Below are 21,513 nucleotides of genomic sequence, written 5' to 3'. Positions count from 1 at the left end.
GTGGTTTTAATGGGCAAGTTGCCGGTTCTACAATTCATCCCAGGCCAGCATGCCGCCATCCATATTTTTGAGGTTCTTGAAACCTTGAGTTTCCAGAAAAGCATAGGCTTTGCCGCTGCGGTTACCGCTCCGGCATACGAGAATAACTTTGCCTTCTTTGGGAATTTCGTGCAAGCGTGTATGAATTTCGGTCAGCGGAATTGACTTTGCTCCTGCGATCATTCCTGCGGCAACTTCTTCGTTTTCCCGCACATCAATAACGGATAGTGGCTCACCTGCAGCTAATCTTGCTTTAAGTTCGGATGGTTGGATAATGTTCATAATAAGCGGAACCTCCCTGATTCGTTTTCTTGTACTATACAAAACTGCCAGAAGCAAGTCAAACGAAGGTTTGGCAAGGATCATGGCCCTAACAGCAAGGCAATCATCTGATTCATTCAAAGAGAGAAGAGCAGCTTATGAAAGTGATTTACATTGGTTTAGCGGGATTTGCGGGAGCGCTTAGCCGCTATAGCTTGTCTTTCCTATGGAATGAAGGTCCCGGCCGCTTTCCCTGGGGGACGCTTGCATGCAATTTACTGGGATGTCTCCTGCTGGGTTATTTGAGTACGGCCGTACTCGTTAACTGGAAGCCGGACTTGCGTATAGCCGTAACGGCAGGATTCATCGGAGCTTTTACTACATTCTCGGCCTTTAGCCTCGAGATCGTGCAGCTTGCAGCAAGCGGACGAACCGGTATCGCAGTTGTTTACGGTCTCGTGAGCTTGTGGGGCGGACTTCTTTTTACCTGGGTTGGTATGGCTGCGGCCGGTAAAAGGAAGGAAGTGGACCGGGCGTGAGTATATGGATCAAACTTCTGCTTGTAGGTTCCGGCGGTTTTGCAGGTGCTGTCTGCCGTTATAAACTGGCCGGATGGATACATGCCCGTTATGCATCAGCCTTTCCTTATGGAACGTTAACCGTTAATTTGCTGGGCTCTTTCCTATTGGGGTATCTCGCTGGCCATGTATCTGCTGAAACATTTGTCCTGTGGATGGGAACTGGTTTTATAGGCGCGTTTACAACCTTTTCTACTTTGAAGCTGGAAAGCATAAAGCTGCTGAAACAGAGATTGATGCTTGTCTGGCTGCTTTATACAGGGGTTACTTACACATTCGGGATTCTGCTTGCTTACGCGGGCTATCATATCTAACCAGTCTGACTGGCTCCACGTAATAGTGAGGAGATACTCGTCCAACCTACATCTTATCTACATACGGTTATATTAAATTTAAATAGATAGATCGAATAAAAGGAGAGAATATTATGAAAGCGATCGTAACGGCTACACCTAAACTTCAGGGTGAAATTCAGGCCCTTTCTTCTAAAAATTACACCACCCGGTATCTGCTTCTCGCAGCTCTGGCTGACGGGACAAGCACGGTCCGGTTCCCGGCCCACAGCGAGGACAGTGACGCCATGCGCCGCTGTATACGCGATCTTGGCGCCGTTCTCGAAGAAGATGAGCATAAGATCGTCATTAAGGGTTTCGGCAAAAAGCCTCAGCCGATAGAAGAACTTAACGTCGGTAACGCGGGGGCTGTACTGCGCTTCCTGATGTCTACGGCAGCTCTCTGCCAGAGTGAAGTAACGTTTATTAATAAATATCCCGAGTCGCTCGGCAAGCGTCCGCATTTGGATCTCATCCATGCTTTGGAACAAATGAATGTAAAAGTCGAACATAATGAAGGCCGTCTGCCGATAACTATTAAAGGGGGACAACCTCGTGGAGGCCGCATTACCGTATCCGGGAATGTCAGCTCCCAGTTCCTCAGCTCTCTGTTGTTCCTGACTCCTCTGCTTGAGGAGGACAGTGAAATTGAAGTTCTTCATGATTTGAAATCCAAAGTTATTGTCGGACAGACGCTGGAGGTACTTGAACAGGCAGGTATTCGCATCGAAGCCAGCGAAGACCTTATGCATTACCGTATTCCTGGTAACCAGTCTTATGAAGCCAAGGAATATATCGTGCAGGGAGATTACCCGGGATCCGCGGCAATACTTGCCGCCGCCGCCGTTACCGAGTCAGATGTAACCCTGCATCGTCTGGATGAGAATAGCCGTCAAGGCGAGAAAGCTTGCGTGGACGTCCTGCGCGCGATGGGAGTCTCTCTGACTCATGAGAATGGCATCGTACGTGTGCAGGGGACAGGTAAACTGCAGGCAGGCGAGTTTGATGGTGATCACTTCACGGATGCGGTACTGGCGATGGTAGCGGCCGCTGTTTTCGCGGAAGGCACTTCCCGCTTCTATAACGTAGAGAATTTGCGTTATAAAGAATGTGACCGCATTACAGACTTCCTCAACGAGCTCCGTAAAGCCGGAGCGAACGTAGAAGAACGTCAAAGCGAAATTATTGTGCATGGACGTCCGGAAGGGCTGGAGGGCGGAGTTGAAATCAACGCGCATTATGACCATCGTGTCATTATGGCTCTGTCTGTAGCAGGTTTGCGGAGCAAACAAGGGCTCATCATCCGTGATGCCCACCATGTAGCCAAATCGTATCCTCAGTTTTTCGATCATATGATTTCACTCGGAGCGCAGATAGAATTAACGAACGAATGAATGGGTGAGTAAGATGCGTATTATTTGGCAGGGCATGAAAGTCACACTTGGTTTTTTCGTTATCCTCGGACTGTTATTTTCCGGGGGCTTCATGTCCGTAATGCTGTACGCCAAAATAACAGGACAAGATGTTCAGACGGTAATGGCTATCGATGCGAAACCGGAGGAGACCCCGCCCGTACCGGAGCCGCCCCAGCCAATTGCCGCAGCGGTTCAAGAAAGAAAATCCAAGGTTTTGCTGGACGCACCCGTTATAGCGCAGAAACCCGAGCTCCCTTCGGGCTGTGAAGTGACGTCCTTGGCCATGCTGCTGCAATATAAAGGGATACAAATCGATAAAATGACGTTGTATGATCAAATGCCCAAAGACACCACTCCGATTGTATGGACCAAGGACGGTTCCTCTATTCAATCATGGGGTCACCCCAACATCGGGTATGTAGGGGATGCTACGGGTAAATCCAAAGGTTTCGGCATTTATCACAAAGGTTTATTTCCGCTTCTTCAGCAGCACGTGCCCTCCGCGATTGACCTGACCGGTAAATCATTCGATAGCTACGAGCAGCATGTATCGGAAGGCCGTCCTGTGGTGGTCTGGACCACAATCGGGTTCGGGATGCCTACGAATTGGACGGATTGGAACACCTCGATCGGTATGATCCGGACCACTTTTTCCGAGCACGCGGTATTAATGGTCGGCTATGATGAAACGGCCGTGTATGTAAATGATCCGTGGGACGGGACGAAGAATCTCCGTATCGATAAGAAACAGTTCATCCGTGTATGGGAAGCGATGGGGAAGCAGGGCTTGTCTTATTCAGCTGACTAAGGCACAATGGTGTTGAATCTAAAGCTCAACCATTTGGAAGGGAAGTGTGTGTCATGACTTTCGAGAATCCTTCGCGCGAACGAATCAAAGAGATACTGGCAAACGCTGGGGCAATCGCTGTAGTCGGTCTTTCCGATAATCCGGATAGAGTCTCCCACATGGTTGCTGCCGCTATGCAGGCCAGAGGATACCGGATTATTCCGGTCAATCCGAATGCAGACCGAATCCTTGGGGAGAAGTGTTATGCTTCCCTCGATGATATCCCGGAAGAAATCGATCTCGTGAACGTATTCCGTCGCAGCGAAACTGTGGTTCCTATAGCGGAGGATGCCGTTCGCAAAGGCGCCAAAGTATTCTGGCTGCAGCAGGGAGTATATAACGAGGAAGCGGCGTCGATCTGCAGACAAGGCGGTCTCGAAGTTATTATGGATCGCTGTATCAAGGTGGAAGATGCCGTCTTGAATCCTAGAGGCGTGTAACATCCAACTCAATTTTTAATCGAATCGAAATACATGAGCCCGTAACCGGAGATTCTTCTTTGGTCTGCGGGTTCATTTTTAATGATTTTTTTTGAAAAGAAGATCATAATTTGCACGGGAGCTGCAAACAATAGGGGAGGCTCCAGAACAAGGATAGGCTTGTCTGGAAGACTTTTCATTCCCCTGAAGGAGGAACTTCCGCATGTACAATCAGTACCAGAACCAAGCTGGAATCGGCTCCCAATCCCAGTACCAGAACCAGAACAAATTTCAGCCAACGGGTTATGTTCAATCTTCATATGGCCAAAATCAATTCCAGAATTCCCAGTACAGCAATAACAGTTTCCAGAACCCGCAGGCGCAGTCTTTCCACACGGCTAATTACCGCGGCGACCAACCGGGCCATGACAGCTACCTGCGTTCGGATTCTCAAACTCCGGCTCAGCAAAGCTACGCTTCTTTCGGCCAGAACCAGTCATATGGTTCCCAGAACTTTGGAAATCAAGGTTACATCGCTCAAGGTCAAAGCTATGGCCAGCAGCAGTTTGCTTCGCCGCAATCGTTCCACACGGCTAACTACCGTGGCGACCAACCGGGCCATGACAGCTACCTGCGTTCGGATTCCCAAACTCCATCGCAGCAAGGCTATGCGCAAGCTTCTTACGGCGCTCAATCGTACGGTGCGCAGAATAACGCTTCCCAGAACTTTGCTTCTCAAGGTTACGGCGGTCAAAGCTACACCCAGCAAGTATCCCCACAGTCCTACCACACAGCTAACTACCGTGGTGACCAGCCGGCCCATGACAGCTACCTGACGTCGGATTCCCAGACTCCTTCGCAAAGCCAATTCGCAGGCGGATACTCCAATAACGCCGCTTCCGGCCGCCAGGGTTCCGGACTGCCCTATACAACAGGCACGTTCTAAGAGAGTACCTCTTGAATAGAGACGGTCAATAAGCAGGTCCTCGGACCTGCTTATTTTTTTTGACAAAAACTCCAAGAGCCATTAGGATCGAAAGAGAGAGGAGGCTGGATCGAATTTGAACTGGATGGGAAATTTGCAGCAGTTCGGGCGTTCATTGATGCTTCCGATGATCACGCTCCCTGTTGCCGCGGTGCTTATCCGCTTGGGAATCCTGCCATGGGAAAGTATAGGAGCAGCTTCTCTCGGTGAAATGATACTTCTCGCGGGCTATACGATCTTTAAGTTTCTCCCGCTGGTGTTTGCCGTCGGAGTTGCGCTGGGTTTGACTGAGAATGCCGGAATCGCCGGTATTTCCGCACTCATGAGCTATTTCCTTTTTACAGAATTAACCCAGCACCAGCTCGGAGAAGCTTTTCAGCTTGGGGTAGCGGGTGGAATATTGATCGGGCTCTTGTCTGCTGTCGCGTATAACCGCTGTAAGCATATCAAACTCCCGGAATCGGTTCAGTTTTTTGGCGGGCCCCGTATCGTTCCGCTGATCATGGGTGCGATTACACTCGTTTTGTCTTCCCTCATGATCACAATCGGTCCCCATCTGGAAAATGGGATGGAGCAATTAACAGCCTGGGTACTCAGCCTGGGTGGCTTTGGCACGTTTTTGTACGGAATTGCCCACAGGCTGCTGGTACCCTCAGGTCTGCACTACATTCTAAACAATTTTTTCTGGTTTCAGCTCGGTGCCTTTGAGAAGCCGAGTGGAGAAATGGTCTATGGTGATCTTCCCCGTTTCTTCGCGGGAGATCCTGCAGCGGGGGCCTATATGGCCGGTTTATACCCGATTATGATGTTTGCGCTGCCTGCTATTGCTTTTGCCATTATTCACGAAGCTCGTGAAGATCTTAAGCCGAGTGTACGCATCACCTTTCTGACTGCTGCGCTTACCTCCTTCCTGACAGGAGTGACAGAACCCATTGAGTTTGCGTTTTTGTTCGTGGCGCCGTTTCTATTCGTAATTCATGCGATATTGTCTGGGTTTGCCATGTGGATCGCTTATGCCCTTAACATTAGCCATGGTTTCTCGTATTCGGCCGGGGCTATCGATTTTGTCATTAACGAGCACTTGTCTACAAATGGATGGATGCTGATTCCGATCGGTCTTGTTTTTGGCCTCATCTACTATGTGCTTTTCCGTTATGCAATCAGACGCTACCGGATACCGACTCCCGGGAGGGAAGAAGGTTCCTCTCTGGAAGAGTGGGCGGGCGATATTCCCTATCGGGCTCCGCTGATCGTGGAAGCGCTGGGGGGCAAGGGCAATATCAAAAAAATCGAAGCCTGTATCACCCGGCTGAGGCTTACGCTTGAATCAGACAGACTGATGGACATAACCGCACTCAAGCATCTGGGGGCAGCTGGAGTTATCCGGCTGGGCGGCGGGAATGTACAGGTCGTGTTCGGTACGTTCTCAGAACTCATTCGTGAAGAAATTATGAAGCTGCTGCGCAAAGATATACATCTGGTGCTGTTCAGTTCACCGGTTGCAGGCCGCATGATACCGCTTGATGAAGTGCCGGACCGTATTTTTGCGGGTAAAATTGTAGGAAACGGAGTAGCCTTTATCCCTGAAAAGGGGGAACTGCTCTCGCCGGTATCCGGTAAAGTGATGCATATTTATCCGACCATGCACGCGCTGGGGATTCAAACGGAGGAAGGACTTGAAGTTCTGCTGCATATCGGCATCGATACGTCGAGTCTGTCGGAAGGCTTTTTCCAGGCTCAGGTTCAACCGGGAGATGAAGTCGAAGCCGGGCAGCTGCTTATCCGTTTTAATTTAAGTCAGGTCAAAAAACATGCGAAATCGCTTGCGACTCCTATGGTAATTACGAATTCGGACCGGGTGAAATCTTGGAGCTTTGCTCCATACAAGTCCGTTAAAAAAGGACAGGCATCAGTCATGTCCGTTGTGTTGAAAAAACCGGAACAGAGCGGAGGGGCTTCTAATGATTAAAGGTTTGGGAGCATCATCGGGGATAGCAATGGGCCCTGCCTACGTCATCCCCGCCTGGGATTGGGAATTCCCTGACAAAATGGTGGATGCCACGGAATTGTCCTTTGAATTTGAACGATTGTATGACGGTGTCCGGTCATCCAAAGACGAGCTGGAGCATATTAAGCAGGAGATTAGAGAAGTGCTCGGCCAGGAGCAATCGTATATTTTTGATGCTCATCTCGCCATTCTGGAAGATCCGGTTTTCATGAATGAGATTCAGGGAATCATCAGCAGGCAATATAAAGCGGCAGAGGTAGCGGTTAAAGAAGTTATAGATAAGTTCGTCGATATGTTCGATGTGCTGGATGACGATTATATGAAGGAACGGGCTATGGATATTAAGGATGTGGGGAACAGGCTGCTGAAGCATTTGCTCGGAACAGTGGAAGATACGCCTCCTCCGGCTGATCATGCCTATGTGCTGGTCGCCAAGGAGCTGACCCCCTCCCAGCTCGTTCATCTGGATCCGGCAAGCATTCTGGGCATTGTTACGATGATGGGCGGTTTAACCTCTCATACCTCTATCATGAGCAGGGCCATGGGTATTCCTTTTGTCCTCGGCTTGGAAGGCAAGCTTATCCGTCCTATCCAGAACGGGGATATGGTGATTGTGGACGGTGAAGAAGGTGTCGTCTACGTGAACCCGGATCATGAGACGATTGAGCTGTATGAGTCCCGTAAAAACAACTGGCTGCTTCATCAGGAAAGATTACAGGAAATTGCCCACGTGCCGTCTATGACGGAGGATCGTAAGTCTGTTCGGCTGGCTGCCAATATCGGTTCTATTAAAGAGATTGACCAGGCGCTTAAAAACGGCGCGATAGGTGTAGGTTTATTCCGCTCCGAATTTTTGTACATGGACCGCGATTCTCTCCCGGATGAGAATGAGCAATACGATGTTTATCGGCAGGCGGCAGTTAAGCTCGAAGGCAAGCCGTTAATTATTCGTACGCTCGATATCGGCGGGGATAAGAAGCTGGACTATCTGCCTATGCAGGTAGAGGATAATCCGGCGCTGGGCTGCCGGGCAATCCGTATCTCTCTTGAGCGGCATGAGCTGTTTAAGACACAACTGCGTGCAATTCTAAGAGCTTCCCATTTTGGTCAGGTCAAGATTATGTATCCGATGATCTCATCGCTCAATGAATTGCGTCAGGCCAATGAACTGCTGGCACAGGCCAAACAAGATTTAAGCCGGCGGGGTCAACCGTTCAATCCGAATATAGAAGTCGGTCTGACCATTGAAGTGCCGGGCGCAGCGCTTATCGCGGACGTGCTGGCCAAGGAAGTTAATTTCTTTTCAATCGGAACCAATGATCTGATCCAATTCGTCCTGGCTGTAGACCGGATGAATGACAGCATCGCACATTTGTATGATCCCTATCATCCGGCGGTTATCCGTTTGCTTAAGCTCACCATTGATGCGGCCAAGTCAGCCGGCATACCGGTGGCGGTATGCGGAGAATTCGCGGGAGATATCCGCGCTCTTCCGTTATGGCTTGGGCTTGGAATCGAAGAGCTCAGCATGTCGATGCAGCTGCTGCTTCCCATTAAGCATCGTCTGCTTACGAGTAATCATGCGGAATGTGAACGTATGCTTGAAGAAGTATTGAAATGCGGCACGAGTGAGGAAATTATAGGTGTGCTGGAAAGCTCTAATTCAAAATCAAGCGCTTCTTAAATCATTCAGAAACAAACCAAGGAGGAAATAAAGATGACCAATCAACCAATTTTGAGCGGACAAAGAATTTTGGCTTTTGTAGATGATGAATTTGAAGACTTGGAAATGTGGTACCCGGTTCTGCGGCTTAGGGAAGCAGGCGCTCAAGTAGACATTGCAGGACCGAAGGGGGATACGGTATACACCGGTAAGTATGGAGTGCCAATCACGTCGGATTATGCGTATGGGGAAGTTAAAGCTGCAGACTACGACGGACTTTATGTGCCTGGGGGCTGGGCTCCGGATAAGATTCGCCGGTATGAGGATGTCCTGCGCTTAACCCGCGAGATCCATGAGGCCGCTAAGCCCATTGCCCAAATTTGTCATGCTGGCTGGGTGCTCATTTCAGCCAAAATCGTGAACGGCTTCACGATGACATCCACTCCCGGCATCCGGGATGACCTTGAAAATGCAGGTGCAATTTGGGTGGATGAAGAGGCCGTTGTGGACCGCAATATCGTCTCGGGCCGCCGCCCGCCGGATCTGCCGGCTTTTATGAGAGCCTACATAGAAGTGCTGGCTGACAAAAAGAACGGCCGGTAAATCTCCTTTACTCTGCTGGAAGCAGTTGGCCGCATTTGACTTTTTTTAAATGGATATACCTTCCTGTGTTAACAAGCAGGAAATCCGCACCCTTTGGTAGAAATAACACGTGTACAGCAAGTTGCGTAGACAGCAAACGTACATCGGGCTGCCAAAGGAGTGAGTGTATTGAAAAAGCGTTGCTTCTGTGGACAATCAGTTCACTTATGTCTAAGAACCGTGGTTTTTCAACAAAAAGTCGAGATTGAAAATGTGCCCATATATTCTTGCGAATCATGCGGCAAGAGCGGCGTATATGCCAGTGTTAAGCCCAAAGTAACCGAGCTTATCGGACAACTTGGACCTGAACCGGACAAACAGATTGTCCGCTTTGAGGATGTATCCGAAGTCGCCTGCCTGATTGTGCGTTTAGCCCATTCATCTGAGGATGGTTATGGTCTTAAGCAGGCATTCGATGAGAGAGTCAATGAGCTGCTTGACCTGCTCCTGCTAGCTGCTTCTCTGGGAGATAAGCAGTGGGGAGCGGATCTGCAGCATCGTTTGGTGCAAATTAGTGAACATATGTTCACGGACGAAGCCAAGCAGGAAGTGTTTGGCGGCTCGTAACAAGAGCTGCAGGGGGCGGATTGACTCTAGTCTATTCGCTTAAACAAAGAAAAACGATCGCAATAGTCGCGTTATCTCCACACTTGCTGGGATTTCGGTAGGGCCAACCTGACGAACAGACTGCTTCATGCAGAATGTGAACGGCGCAGGTTGGCTTTCGTCCTTTATTTTTGCTACTATATAGAGGGTCGTGTTTTAATTGCGAAAAGGTAAATAATGTCGTATGATAATCAGTAATATAGCAAGGACGACGAATATTCGAATATAAATGGAGAGAATGACCGTGACTGTTACTATTTATGACGTAGCAAGAGAAGCAGGAGTATCGATGGCAACGGTTTCGCGTGTCGTCAATAACAATCCGAACGTAAAGCCGCAAACAAGGAAGAAAGTCTTTGAAGCCATTGAACGGCTGGGTTATCGCCCTAACGCGGTTGCAAGGGGACTTGCGTCTAAGAAAACAACGACTGTCGGAGTCGTTATACCGGATATTTCGAACTCTATTTTTGCCGAAGTGGCTCGTGGAATCGAAGATATCGCCAATATGTATCACTACAACATCATCTTAAGTAATGCCGACAAGAAGAAGGAAAAAGAAATCCGTGTCATCAACACACTGCTCGAGAAGCAGGTGGACGGGCTGCTCTTTATGGGCGGGGTCGTATCGGAGGACCATATTAATGCTTTCCGGACTTCCTCTGTGCCTGTTGTTCTTTGCGGAACAGCGGACGATCAGAATATTATGCCTTCCGTTGATATCGATCATGAAAGGGCAGCTTTTGATGCCGTTCAATTGCTTATTCAGAATGGGCATCGCAGCATTGGGATGATTTCAGGCCCGCTTCAGGATCCGGCTAACGGATTTTCCCGTTATCAAGGTTACAAGAAAGCCTTGGAAGAGGCTGGCATTGAACTGGATGAAGACTATATCCGTCTGGGCAATTACCGTTACGAGTCGGGGATCGATGCAACGGATTATTTCTTGAAACTCCCTAATCGTCCAACGGCTATTTTCTCGGCAACGGATGAGATGGCAATCGGTGCTATTCACAAGATTCAGGACGAAGGCCTGCGGGTTCCGGAAGATATGTCGGTTATGAGTATTGATAATATTCGTATGGCTTCCATGGTACGGCCGCAGCTGACGACCGTGGCACAGCCTATGTATGATATCGGGGCTGTATCGATGCGTCTATTGACCAAACTGATGAATAAAGAAGCGATGGAAATGACTCAAGTCGTTCTTCCGCACGAAATTATTAAGCGCAGCTCAGTGGCTCCTCGTTGAGCCGCTTTTTGTTGAGCAGAAAGAAGAGGAGCCGGAGATGATCAACAAGATCGGTTTAATCGGAGCTATGAATGAGGAAATCGAACTGCTTATTCAGGCTATGACGGGTGTAAAAGAAACGAAAAAAGCAGGCATTACATACCGGGAAGGGCTTTTTCAAGGTAAAGAAGTTGTCGTATGCAGATCTGGTGTCGGTAAAGTGAATGCAGCGGTCTGCACGCAGATTCTAATCGACCAGTTCGGAGTAAACGCCGTTTTGTTTACAGGTGTGGCGGGAGCACTGGACCCGGAGCTTAACATCGGCGACATTGTAATCTCTACCGCATGTATGCAGCACGATATGGATGTTAGAGCTCTAGGATTCCCTCGCGGAGTTATTCCTTATGAGGAAGTGTCCACGTTTGCTGCGGATCCTGAGTTGATTAAGCTTGCGGACGCGGCGAGCAGAGAGTTGTTTGACGGACGCACCAAACAAGGTCTTGTTTTGTCAGGCGATCAATTCGTTGCATCGCGCGAACTGGTGGCCGAACTTTTCCATGATCTGGGCGGGTCCTGCACGGAGATGGAAGGGGCGGCAGTAGCCCAAGTATGTTCTATGAATTCGGTTCCTTTTGTTGTTATTCGTTCCATGTCTGATAAAGCGGACGGTTCAGCTCATGTGAATTTCGCTGAATTTACTAAGCAAGCTTCAGAGAACTCACATCGTATTATTGAGCATATGGTGCGTTCGATCTAACTAAATATTTGTTTACATAAAAACCGCTTGTATCCACGGATACAAGCGGTTTTTATGTAAACGGAGGAATCTTAATGTTCTTCACTCCGTCTATACGAATTAAACCCTAAGTTACTTCACATAAAGGAGTGCGATTTCAACGGTTTTCTTATTCTTCTCGACGATAACTTCCCTACGCGGGATGGGTTCCCATGAATCGGTCTGATCCAGCCAAGTATCAGGAAGATCCACAGGGCTTTCGGCCTGATTCTCTATCAACCAGCCGGAGGGTAGAGAGAGCAGAGGTTCTTGCTCCAGCCGCTGGATCAGCGGATGATCGGACATGACGAGCCAGAGAAGGCTCCAGGCCCGGGGGACAACGCGCCAAATGTCATAACCGCCGCCTCCCAGAGCAACCCAGCGCCCCTCACACCAGCGGTCCGCCCACTGCCGGATGAGCTTCGGCATCTCCTTGTAGATCCGCATGGAGCAGTGTACGTGGGCGAGAGGATCGAGCGCGTGGGCATCGCAGCCATGCTGAGACACGATGATGTCCGGCTTGAAGCGCTCAATCAGGGGCTCCAGCACCTGCTCGAAGCTCTCCAGCCACGAATCATCCTCGGTGTACGGTTCTACCGGGACGTTCACGCAGGTACCGAAAGCTTCGCCTTCCCCGCGTTCGGTCACATCTCCAGTGCCGGGGAACAAATATTTCCCCGTCTCATGAATGGAGAAGGTGCACACGCGCGGATCGCTGTAGAAGCTCCACTGCACACCGTCGCCATGGTGGACATCGGTGTCGATATAAAGCACGCGAGCGTTGTAATGCTCCGTGATATGTGCAATCGCAGCGGAAGCGTCGTTGTAGACGCAGAAGCCCGCTCCTTTGCTCTGCAGAGCGTGATGGAGGCCCCCGCCGAGATGAAGCGCCCGCTTGGCGGCGCCAGACATGACCGTCTCGGCTGCCGTGATCGAGCCGCCCACGACCATAGAGGTGACCTCGTGCATCAAAGCGAAATACGGAGTGTCCTCGGTATCCAGGCCGTACCGGGAAGCGCTTTCGACCCATTGGCTGGCCGGAGAAGGCTCACTAAGCGCTTTCACAGCTTCGATAAACTCAGGCTGATGAACACGCGCGAGCTCTTCCTCGGTTGCGGAGCGGGGGGTTATGATTTGGGAGTCTTGAAGGGCTCCGGCTTTTCTGAGCAAGTCAACAGTAAGTAAGAGTCTTTTCTGGTTGAATGGATGTTCATCGTTGAACTTATAGGTTGTCTCATGCTCGTTATAAACAAAAACAGATTCGTTCTTCATTGCGAGCTGTTCCTCCCGTAACCCCGGAAATGGTTCTAATACATGAACCGCTGTTGAAAGCGAATGCGGTCGAACTGCTCGATAGAGTCGAAGGGAACCTTACTTCCGATCCGTACCATCAGGCAGTTGGCCGGGTGCGAACAAATTTCCGGATCGTCGGTGGCGTACCACACCATATCCACACACTTCATTAAATTTTCCATCATTTTGCGGTAATCCCACACACTAAGTCCGCTGCTTTCCAGATCCCAGTGCCAGTAATACTCCGTGGTAAACGTAATGACATTCTCCATCTGCTCGTCCGTAAAAGCTAACCGGATCATTTTCTTGCCGAGACCGAGCGCGCGGTAGCTGTTGGCTACTTCAATAGCACCCAGTTCAATCAGATCCTTCATGTTCCCCTGGGACCAGCGTTCGATCTCATCAGGATAGTGGAACGTCACATAGCCGACAATACAATCTCCGGTGCGGGCGATAATAATGCGGCCTTCAGGCAGTTCCGATATTTCAATTAGTGCTTCATGCTGATCCTTCGGCTTACGAAAAGCATCCAGGTCATCATGCATATGAAGGCCGCGAAGATGATCCGGCAGGACCGGACCTTCTACGGTAATTTCAGCGTTCATATCAGGTGGAACGAAAGAATGCGAATGATAAATTTTTTTATGCTCCATGAGAGGGGTCTCCTTACAAACGGCGTCAGTAACATGGATCTCTCTATACTCTCTTATATCACATTTATTGGTTATTTGAAAAGGAATAGGCAAACATAACCTGCTGTGTTATAATATTCATTATGAAAAATAAGTCTTTCCTGTCAGGCACAAAGCATTCAAAAGAGTTTGAAAGCGTTTCAATTGTCGGGAGGTAGGAGAAATGAGCCAGCTAAAAGGTGAAGTTATTGATGCAGTTTCACAGAATTCCAACCTAGGAGATTACGAGAAAGCTCGGGAAACTTTCCGATGGGAAGAGGTAGAATCCAGCTTCTCTTGGTTCGATACGGGAAAAGTAAATATAGCCTATGAAGCTATTGACCGTCATGCGGAGTCTTCCAGAAAAGACAAAGTAGCCTTGCATTACAGCGACCAAACAAGAGATGAGTCCTATACGTTTGCGCAAATGAAGGCGAAATCGAATCAATTCGGTAATGTACTGCGTAAGTTAGGCGTCAACAAGGGTGACCGGATTTTTATTTTCATGCCGCGTACACCTGAGCTGTACATGTCCTTGCTAGGCTCGATCAAAGTCGGTGCCGTTGTCGGACCTTTGTTCGAAGCTTTTATGGAAATGGCGGTCAAAGACCGTCTACAGGATAGTGAGGCCGTCGCTATTATTACAACGCCTGCACTTGTCCACCGGATCCCTACGGCTGACCTGCCGCATCTGAAGCATGTCATTCTGGTCGGTGAAGATCTGGAACTGCAGGAGCGCCAAGTCGATTTCTACAAGGAAATGGCACAGGCATCCGAAGAACTTGACATCGAATGGGTTGACCGCGAAGATGGTATGCTGCTGCACTACACATCCGGCTCGACGGGTAAGCCGAAGGGCGTATTCCATGTCCATAATGCGATGCTCCAACAATATTATACGGGACGTATTGTCCTTGACCTTAAAGAAGATGATGTCTACTGGTGTACAGCTGACCCAGGCTGGGTAACCGGAACTTCTTACGGCATCTTCGGCCCATGGCTTAACGGTGCTACCAACGTAATTCGCGGCGGACGTTTCAGCCCGCAGGATTGGTATAATACGATCCAGAAATACGGCGTAACCGTCTGGTATAGTGCGCCGACAGCATTCCGCATGCTGATGGGCGCGGGAGATGATGTGGTGAATCAATTTGATTTGTCCTCGCTCCGCCATGTACTCAGCGTCGGCGAACCGCTTAACCCTGAGGTAGTACGCTGGGGAATGAAAGTATACGGACAGCGTATCCATGATACGTGGTGGATGACGGAGACTGGCGGCCAGGTTATTTGTAACTATCCGGGCATGCCGATCAAGCCGGGTTCCATGGGCCGTCCGATTCCGGGTGTTGAAGCTGCCATTATCGATGACAGCGGCAATGTTCTTCCTCCGAACCGGATGGGTAATCTTGCCGTAAAGACACCGTGGCCTTCTATGATGCGCAAAATCTGGAATAACCCCGCTAAATATGAAGAGTACTTCCGTTTAACCGGCTGGTATGTTTCCGGCGATTCCGCTTACATGGATGAAGACGGATACTTCTGGTTCCAAGGACGTATTGATGATGTTATCAATACGGCCGGTGAGCGTGTAGGACCTTTCGAGGTGGAGAGCAAGCTGGTTGAGCATCCTGCCGTTGCTGAGGCCGGTGTTATCGGTAAGCCTGATCCAATGCGCGGTGAGATCATTAAAGCGTTTATCGCTCTTCGCGAAGGTTTTGAACCTTCAGATGAGCTGAAAGCGGAAATTTCCAAGTTTGTTAAAGAAGGTTTGTCCGCCCATGCGGCCCCTCGCGAAATCGAGTTCAAGGATAAGCTTCCTAAGACACGCAGCGGTAAGATCATGCGCCGTGTATTAAAAGCATGGGAACTGAACTTGCCGACAGGTGATCTGTCCACGATCGAAGATTAATCATTATTCCTTGGCCTTTTTATAAAATACAACAAAACCCCGAGAACGTTTCGGGGTTTTTGTTTGGTTTATCTCATGATATTTGACCAGCATGGGGCCCAGGTCTATTGACATGAAAATCCCCTCGGATCAGGATTTGATGTTCCTGATCCGAGGGGATTTATGTTTAGAATAACCGGGTTAATGAAGAAGCTGCCATTAACGGGTGGTATATTTCACGGCAGCGGAAAGTTTGGATTCCCCGGAATCATTAACCGCAGATACTTTATAGTAACCGTCGTATTGAACGGCGACATGTACGTATTCGGCCGCAAGAGCCGAATCCATACGCTTGTAATCTCCGGTAGATTTCTCACTGTAGTAAATGTTGTACCGCTTTACTTTATCCTTTCCGGGATTGGCTTCCCATTTGAGCTTTAAGCCAGAGCCGCTCCATTTCGCGGTTAGACCCGTTGGCGCAGACGGAGACTTCTTGCCAGAGTCATCATTTGATCCTTCAGCGGGCCCTCCGGGAGGCGATGCGTTAGTTCCTGAACCGGCGCCTGTGCCCGGACTCTGTCCATCAGGAATGAACCCTGGGTCGAGGCCACCGCTATCAATGGCATTGGATCTGCCAGGGGCGGACTCCTTGCCTGCGACATCAACAGCCGTCACGTAGTAAGCATGAGCGGAAGACGGGTTTACGCTGTCCGAGAATTTCAGAGCCTGGCCTGTGAGGACCACTTTACCGGATTGCCTGATGAAGGGGCCGCCGTTATCGGAACGATACAGCCGGTAGCCGACCACATCATTATTTCCGCTAGGTTGGAAAGTGACAACAGCAGATCCGCCCGATTTGGTTACGGCCACACTGGAAGGTGAGGCTGGCGCATTTCCGTCGTCTTTGCGAGGATCGATTTCAGAAGGCGCATCCTCTTTATAATCTTTAGGCTTATAAAAATCCAGTGACTTGCGGTTTTTTGCAGGAAGTTTGGCAAGAATTCCGGACAATTCTTTAAGTATGGCATTGATGGACTTCTCGCGCATAATCACAACCTTGGATTGAACCATATCGCCTGGGGTCTGATTCTGCGCGATGTAGTTGATTCCATTATATTCGATAGTACTCATCGATTTCATCGCATTGTCAACATCTTTAGGGATGTACTTGCGGTTAAACCAGTCGGTCACCAGATGACCGGACTGCCGGTTGAGTTCGCTCGGCAGTTTGCCGGATACATCCGATACGGTCGCTTGCACGACGGTATTTGGTCTCGTGAAGGATTTGTCCGGAAAAAGCTCGGGCTTCTGCTCGACAGCAGCATTCATAATAAGAGACCAGATGTTCATCGCCCGCAATTTACCCGGATCACTAAGCTTATGGATCGATTTATCGTATCCGGCCCATACGCCCACCGTAATATTGGGCGTGTACCCCATGAACCAGGCATCGCCATCGTCTTGTGTTGAGCCGGTTTTCCCGACAACCGGGATTTTGCCGTAGAACTTGAAACTCTTCTTAATGCTTGTCGCCGTACCTTCTGTAATGACGGTTCTCATCATGTCAGTAATCAGATAGGCGGTTTCTTCCGAAAAGACGCGTGTAGGCTTAACCTGATGCTCATACACAACCTTGCCGGTCGAGTCCGTAATTTTGCGGATCATAAAGGCTTCGTTAAAAAGTCCTTTGTTAGACATGGAAGCATAAGAACTTGTTAAATCTTTTACAGTTACGCCGTACTCAAGTCCCCCTATGGCACCGGTTGTGTAATTATAATCCTTTTTGTCGATCGTGGTTATGCCCAGTTTTTTGGAAAAGTCGAGAGCTTCTTTGACGCCTACTGTCTCCGTGAACAGCTTGATAGCCGGGATATTATAGGACTGGTTAAGTGCTTTGCGAGCCGTGACCAGACCATTATATTTATCATTCCAGTTCTCAGGAATGTGGTAGCCCTTGCTGCCGTCTTTCAGAATGATCGGGGCATCGTCAATTATACTGGCCGGCTGAAGCTTGCCTTTCTCCATAGCTGGAATGTAGGCGGCGAGCGGCTTCATCGTGGAACCGGGCTGCCGTACAGCATCAATAGCCAGATTGTTCTGGTTCTTGCTGTAATCACGGCCTTCGATCATGCCCAGGACAGCGCCGGTTTTGCTGTCCATCATAACAGCTCCGACTAGTTCATCGCCCTTGGTTGCATTGTGAGGCGAGAAGTTCTTAGGATTCTTGGCTATGTTCTGCATAGAATCATAGATCGTCTGATCTATGCTCGTATACACCTGGTAACCGCCGCGCTGTAAGTGATCGCGCATATTTTTAAGCGCTTCTTTGTATGCTGCATTATTCTTGCCCGGATCAAGATCAGGCTGCTGCTGGCTAATTAGAATTTTGGCAGCTTGAGTCTCTGCTTCAATCATCAGATACGGATAACTCGCATAGGCTTTTAATTGCTGTTTGGCCAAGGAGGATTCAATGTCAAAATTAAGGGCTTCCGTATACTGTCCCTCGGTTAACTTGTTCTCCTCAAGCATCCTTTTGAGTACGAGCTTCTGCCGCGTTACTGCATTCTTGAAGCCCGTTGCGTTAGGAGCCCCTGTACTCGTGAAAGCGGAGTAGTTGCTCGGCTGCTGCGGAAGACCGGCGAGATAAGCCGCTTGGGCCGCATTCAATTTGTTCAGATCATCCAGATCGAAAATCCCCTTTGCGGCTGCTTTAATTCCGTACAAGTTATACCCGGTTGCACCGTTTCCGTACGGAATTTTATTCAAATAAGCCAGGAGAATTTCATCTTTGGAGATGAGTCTGTTCATTCTGAGTGACAGCAGGAGTTCTTTTGCCTTGCGTCCTGCGTCCCGATCTAATGTCAGAAATACGCGCCGGGCAAGCTGCTGCGTAATCGTACTGCCGCCAGTTTGTACTTCTTCATTAAAAAGCTTTTGTGTAACAGCACGGGTAACGCCTTTGATATCCACCCCGTTATGCTGGTAGAAGTTGTTGTCTTCAATAGCTAGAACGGCATCGAGTACAATCTGGGGGATTTCTGACAGCTCGGCAAGCCGCCGGTCTTCCTCCGTACGAAGCTGGCCGATTACAGAATCGTCATTGAAATAAACGAACCCCGTGATGGCGTTTTCTTCGATTTTCTGGCGCATATCTTCCTTGTTCCGGACAGGCTCGTCTTTGACAAGAGCGCCGACATAGCCCACGGCCGCGGCCCCTCCAATAATTCCTACGGCAAGAAACGCCACGAAGGCCCATTTTAACGTATGGAAAGTAATCGACAGAGCTTTACGGACTCTCGGTTTTTGTAAGAAAGAGAGTTTTTTTGCCATATTTCCAGGATTCCTCCTTTTATAACCGCTTCAATTATAGCACAAAGGCAAAATCTTGAATACCGCTGTACAAGGGGCCTGCTTGGAGGCGTTTGACATGTTTGTATCTTGTATGATATAAAGAGTGAACACAATATTTTATAAATGCTTTGAAAGACTTGAGTAGCAGGGCAGGAACAGGCAGCAGAGAGCCGATGGATGGTGTGAATCGGTGCCGGCCTCCATTAGCGAATTACCGTCTGGAGCAGGGAAAGGGAACACGTAAGCCCGCAGGCCTTATGGCCTTGAGTGCGCTTAGCCTATATTCCATTCGTATGGACAGGGCTGGAGCGGGGTTTACAGTAGCTTTCTCCCGGGATCATTCCCGTTATCCGTAATGAGTGAAAGTCACTCTTCTGGGCATACCACGAGAGTGCTTTAATTAGGGTGGTACCGCGAGTTCAGAGCCTTCTCGTCCCTTTGTGGATAGAAGGCTTTTTTTGTGCATTTTTTATGGAAAGAAAGGGTAACAGGCAAGCAAACAAGATGAAGAGAGGATCTGATGACTGTGACGAAAACAGACGTATGGGCACAACTGACGCCCGAGCAGCAGGAGGAAGTAACCCGCCAGCTTGAAGTTCTGCGACGGGGTGCGGTGGAAATCGTGCCGGAGGAAGACCTGAAGCTCAAAATTGCGGAAGCTATAATAGACAACAGACCGCTTAAAGTTAAACTCGGTCTGGACCCGTCGGCGCCGGACATTCATGTCGGGCATACGGTTGTGCTGCACAAGCTGCGCCAATTCCAGGAATTCGGTCATGAGGTACAGCTTCTTATCGGCGATTTCACTGGAAGGATCGGTGACCCGACAGGCAAATCAGAGACCCGCAAGCCATTGACAGAAGAAGATGTTAAGCGTAATGCGGAAACATACAAAAAACAAATTTTTAAAATTCTTGATCCGGATAAAACAACGGTTTGCTACAACTCGGAATGGCTGAGCCCGCTTACATTCACGGATGTTGTAGAGCTTGCTGCGAAGCTGACGGTAGCCCGGGTACTTGAGCGGGATGATTTCTCCAAACGGTACACGTCAGGCCAGCCTATTCATGTACACGAGTTTTTCTATCCGCTCATGCAGGGGTATGATTCCGTTGCGCTTAAGTGCGATGTGGAGCTTGGCGGCACCGACCAAAAGTTCAATCTTCTAATGGGACGTACCCTTCAGAAGGAATACGGGGTGGCTACGCAGGTAGCTATTATGATGCCGCTGCTCGAAGGACTGGACGGCGTTAACAAAATGAGCAAGAGCCTGGGCAATTACATCGGAATTGATGAAGAAGCGAACCAGATTTACGGAAAATCCATGTCGATCCCGGATGAGTTGATGCTCAAATATTACGAGCTGGCAACAGATCTTACGAACGATGAGCTTGCTGCTCTGCGTCAAGGTATTCAAGACGGAACGGTTCATCCGCGCGATGCCAAAATGAGACTGGCGGCAACTTTCGTCCGGATGTACCACGGGGATGAGGCGGCTCAAGAAGCAGAGCGGCATTTCGTTACGGTATTCCAGCAGCGTGCGCTTCCTGACGATATCGAGGAGATTGAACTTTCTGCTGCTGAACTTGAAGACGGTTCGATTCGTTTAGTGAAACTTCTGGTGTCGCTGGGACTCCAAGCTACCAATGGAGAAGCGAAGAGAAGTATCCAGCAAGGGGGCGTACGCCTGAACGAAGAGAAGATAGCCGACCCGAATGCATCCGTTGCAATCAAAGAGGGTGACATTCTCCAGGTTGGCAAGCGGAAGTTCGCCAAAATTAAATTAGCATAGAGATAGAAGAAACCCCCGATCCGAGGATCGGGGGTTTCTGAGTTGTCGATTGATAACGATCGACTAGGAAAGACGGTTGTAGAACTCGACAATTTGCTTCTCGTCGATTTCTTGTGGAAGCTCGGAACGCTCAGGAAGACGAACATACTTACCTTCTACAGCTGCTTCGTTGAATTCAACGTAAGTCGGCAGGTAGTTGCGGTTAGCCAAAGCTTCTTTGATTACGGACAAACCACGGCTCTTCTCGCGAAGACCGATTACGTCGCCGGTTTTTACCGTGTAAGAAGCGATGTCAAGCTTTTTGCCGTTAACGGTAACGTGACCGTGAGCAACCAGTTGACGTGCGCCTGCACGGGAGTTGGAGAAGCCAAGACGGTAAACCAGGTTGTCCAGACGGCTTTCAAGAAGCTGCATGAACGTTTCACCTGTGATACCTTTTTGCTTAGCAGCTGCACTGTACAGGTTGCGGAATTGCTTCTCGCTTACACCGTACATGTGACGAAGCTTTTGCTTTTCTTGAAGCTGCATACCGTAGTTGCTGAGCTTCTTGCGTTGTCCCGGACCATGTTGGCCTGGAGGAAACGGACGCTTCAGTTCTTTGCCGCTGCCGCTCAGGGAAATGCCGAGACGACGGCTTAGTTTAAATTTAGGACCAGTATAACGTGACATATTGGATGTACCCCTCTTCAAATGTTAGTTTAAATAGATAGGCAGATCCCG

General features: G+C 49.4%; 19 protein-coding genes and 1 other annotated feature. Of the genes, 14 read left to right on the top strand and 5 right to left on the bottom strand.

Annotated elements, in window-relative coordinates:
• Positions 1-27: 27 nt before the first annotated feature.
• Positions 28-321, bottom strand: a complete 294-nt coding sequence (locus tag EDM21_RS07010) for a rhodanese-like domain-containing protein (RefSeq protein WP_157334181.1) — start codon at positions 319-321, stop codon at positions 28-30.
• Positions 322-458: 137 nt separating this feature from the next.
• Between EDM21_RS07010 and crcB the strand changes: the two genes are divergently transcribed.
• The 12 genes from crcB to EDM21_RS06950 all read left to right on the top strand — a co-directional run bounded on the left by crcB (position 459) and on the right by EDM21_RS06950 (position 11,780).
• On the top strand, positions 459-839 hold the full coding sequence (gene crcB, locus EDM21_RS07005; RefSeq protein ID WP_157334179.1) for a fluoride efflux transporter CrcB: 381 nt from the start codon (positions 459-461) through the stop codon (positions 837-839).
• Complete coding sequence (locus EDM21_RS07000; protein WP_338043946.1) at positions 836-1,192, top strand: fluoride efflux transporter FluC; 357 nt, start codon at positions 836-838, stop codon at positions 1,190-1,192. The genes crcB and EDM21_RS07000 overlap by 4 nt, the downstream gene beginning before the upstream one ends.
• A 113-nt stretch (positions 1,193-1,305) precedes the next feature.
• On the top strand, positions 1,306-2,604 hold the full coding sequence (gene aroA / locus EDM21_RS06995; RefSeq protein WP_157334177.1) for a 3-phosphoshikimate 1-carboxyvinyltransferase: 1,299 nt from the start codon (positions 1,306-1,308) through the stop codon (positions 2,602-2,604).
• A 13-nt stretch (positions 2,605-2,617) separates the two neighbouring features.
• Entirely contained in the window at positions 2,618-3,433 is an 816-nt protein-coding gene (locus EDM21_RS06990; protein ID WP_235918084.1) for a C39 family peptidase, read from the top strand.
• A gap of 53 nt (positions 3,434-3,486) precedes the next feature.
• Positions 3,487-3,912 carry a CoA-binding protein gene (locus EDM21_RS06985; RefSeq protein WP_157334175.1) on the top strand — a complete coding sequence of 142 codons (426 nt, stop codon included), beginning with the start codon at positions 3,487-3,489 and terminating at the stop codon, positions 3,910-3,912.
• Between the two features lie 202 nt (positions 3,913-4,114).
• Positions 4,115-4,837 carry a hypothetical protein gene (locus EDM21_RS06980; RefSeq protein ID WP_157334173.1) on the top strand — a complete coding sequence of 241 codons (723 nt, stop codon included), beginning with the start codon at positions 4,115-4,117 and terminating at the stop codon, positions 4,835-4,837.
• 115 nt (positions 4,838-4,952) lie between these two features.
• On the top strand, positions 4,953-6,845 hold the full coding sequence (locus EDM21_RS06975; protein WP_157334171.1) for a glucose PTS transporter subunit IIA: 1,893 nt from the start codon (positions 4,953-4,955) through the stop codon (positions 6,843-6,845).
• A complete protein-coding gene (gene ptsP / locus EDM21_RS06970) occupies positions 6,838-8,568 on the top strand; it encodes a phosphoenolpyruvate--protein phosphotransferase (protein WP_157334169.1) in 1,731 nt (576 codons plus the stop codon). The genes EDM21_RS06975 and ptsP overlap by 8 nt, the downstream gene beginning before the upstream one ends.
• Before the next feature lie 33 nt (positions 8,569-8,601).
• Positions 8,602-9,150, top strand: a complete 549-nt coding sequence (locus EDM21_RS06965) for a type 1 glutamine amidotransferase domain-containing protein (protein ID WP_157334168.1) — start codon at positions 8,602-8,604, stop codon at positions 9,148-9,150.
• 252 nt (positions 9,151-9,402) lie between these two features.
• On the top strand, positions 9,403-9,756 hold the full coding sequence (locus EDM21_RS06960; RefSeq protein ID WP_338043945.1) for a hypothetical protein: 354 nt from the start codon (positions 9,403-9,405) through the stop codon (positions 9,754-9,756).
• Between the two features lie 283 nt (positions 9,757-10,039).
• Positions 10,040-11,044 (top strand): catabolite control protein A, encoded by a 1,005-nt coding sequence (gene ccpA / locus EDM21_RS06955; protein ID WP_166541875.1) that lies wholly within the window; start codon positions 10,040-10,042, stop codon positions 11,042-11,044.
• A gap of 37 nt (positions 11,045-11,081) precedes the next feature.
• A complete protein-coding gene (locus EDM21_RS06950) occupies positions 11,082-11,780 on the top strand; it encodes a 5'-methylthioadenosine/adenosylhomocysteine nucleosidase (protein WP_157334165.1) in 699 nt (232 codons plus the stop codon).
• Positions 11,781-11,891: 111 nt separating this feature from the next.
• Here EDM21_RS06950 and EDM21_RS06945 read toward each other — a convergent pair whose 3' ends face one another.
• Positions 11,892-13,070 (bottom strand): acetoin utilization protein AcuC, encoded by a 1,179-nt coding sequence (locus tag EDM21_RS06945; protein WP_157334164.1) that lies wholly within the window; start codon positions 13,068-13,070, stop codon positions 11,892-11,894.
• A gap of 35 nt (positions 13,071-13,105) precedes the next feature.
• Positions 13,106-13,744: a GNAT family N-acetyltransferase gene (locus EDM21_RS06940; protein WP_157334163.1), complete on the bottom strand. Its 639-nt coding sequence runs from the start codon at positions 13,742-13,744 to the stop codon at positions 13,106-13,108.
• Between the two features lie 202 nt (positions 13,745-13,946).
• On the opposite strand from EDM21_RS06940, the gene acsA reads away from it, so the two are divergent.
• Entirely contained in the window at positions 13,947-15,671 is a 1,725-nt protein-coding gene (gene acsA, locus EDM21_RS06935; RefSeq protein ID WP_157334162.1) for an acetate--CoA ligase, read from the top strand.
• A 198-nt stretch (positions 15,672-15,869) separates the two neighbouring features.
• On the opposite strand, the gene EDM21_RS06930 is transcribed toward acsA, so the two are convergent.
• On the bottom strand, positions 15,870-18,980 hold the full coding sequence (locus EDM21_RS06930; RefSeq protein WP_157334161.1) for a transglycosylase domain-containing protein: 3,111 nt from the start codon (positions 18,978-18,980) through the stop codon (positions 15,870-15,872).
• Positions 18,981-19,120: 140 nt separating this feature from the next.
• Positions 19,121-19,442: a binding site (T-box leader), on the top strand.
• 79 nt (positions 19,443-19,521) lie between these two features.
• On the opposite strand from EDM21_RS06930, the gene tyrS reads away from it, so the two are divergent.
• Positions 19,522-20,793 carry a tyrosine--tRNA ligase gene (tyrS, locus tag EDM21_RS06925; protein WP_157334159.1) on the top strand — a complete coding sequence of 424 codons (1,272 nt, stop codon included), beginning with the start codon at positions 19,522-19,524 and terminating at the stop codon, positions 20,791-20,793.
• A 63-nt stretch (positions 20,794-20,856) separates the two neighbouring features.
• Here the strand turns inward: tyrS and rpsD are convergent, their stop codons facing one another.
• Positions 20,857-21,462 carry a 30S ribosomal protein S4 gene (gene rpsD, locus EDM21_RS06920; RefSeq protein ID WP_068774529.1) on the bottom strand — a complete coding sequence of 202 codons (606 nt, stop codon included), beginning with the start codon at positions 21,460-21,462 and terminating at the stop codon, positions 20,857-20,859.
• Positions 21,463-21,513 lie beyond the last annotated feature (51 nt).

It is taken from the genome of Paenibacillus lutrae (assembly GCF_009757775.1).
Lineage (GTDB): Bacteria > Bacillota > Bacilli > Paenibacillales > NBRC-103111 > Paenibacillus_F > Paenibacillus_F lutrae.
Note: the sequence above shows the minus strand (reverse complement) of the source record. Positions and strands in the feature narration are given on the sequence as shown.

Coding starts and splice junctions, on each gene's coding strand:
- EDM21_RS07010 (WP_157334181.1), bottom strand. CDS start 321: ATGAACATTATCCAACCATCCGAACTTAAAGCAAGATTAGCTGCAGGT.
- crcB (WP_157334179.1), top strand. CDS start 459: ATGAAAGTGATTTACATTGGTTTAGCGGGATTTGCGGGAGCGCTTAGC.
- aroA (WP_157334177.1), top strand. CDS start 1,306: ATGAAAGCGATCGTAACGGCTACACCTAAACTTCAGGGTGAAATTCAG.
- EDM21_RS06990 (WP_235918084.1), top strand. CDS start 2,618: ATGCGTATTATTTGGCAGGGCATGAAAGTCACACTTGGTTTTTTCGTT.
- EDM21_RS06985 (WP_157334175.1), top strand. CDS start 3,487: ATGACTTTCGAGAATCCTTCGCGCGAACGAATCAAAGAGATACTGGCA.
- EDM21_RS06980 (WP_157334173.1), top strand. CDS start 4,115: ATGTACAATCAGTACCAGAACCAAGCTGGAATCGGCTCCCAATCCCAG.
- ptsP (WP_157334169.1), top strand. CDS start 6,838: ATGATTAAAGGTTTGGGAGCATCATCGGGGATAGCAATGGGCCCTGCC.
- EDM21_RS06965 (WP_157334168.1), top strand. CDS start 8,602: ATGACCAATCAACCAATTTTGAGCGGACAAAGAATTTTGGCTTTTGTA.
- EDM21_RS06950 (WP_157334165.1), top strand. CDS start 11,082: ATGATCAACAAGATCGGTTTAATCGGAGCTATGAATGAGGAAATCGAA.
- EDM21_RS06945 (WP_157334164.1), bottom strand. CDS start 13,070: ATGAAGAACGAATCTGTTTTTGTTTATAACGAGCATGAGACAACCTAT.
- EDM21_RS06940 (WP_157334163.1), bottom strand. CDS start 13,744: ATGGAGCATAAAAAAATTTATCATTCGCATTCTTTCGTTCCACCTGAT.
- acsA (WP_157334162.1), top strand. CDS start 13,947: ATGAGCCAGCTAAAAGGTGAAGTTATTGATGCAGTTTCACAGAATTCC.
- EDM21_RS06930 (WP_157334161.1), bottom strand. CDS start 18,980: ATGGCAAAAAAACTCTCTTTCTTACAAAAACCGAGAGTCCGTAAAGCT.
- tyrS (WP_157334159.1), top strand. CDS start 19,522: ATGACTGTGACGAAAACAGACGTATGGGCACAACTGACGCCCGAGCAG.
- rpsD (WP_068774529.1), bottom strand. CDS start 21,462: ATGTCACGTTATACTGGTCCTAAATTTAAACTAAGCCGTCGTCTCGGC.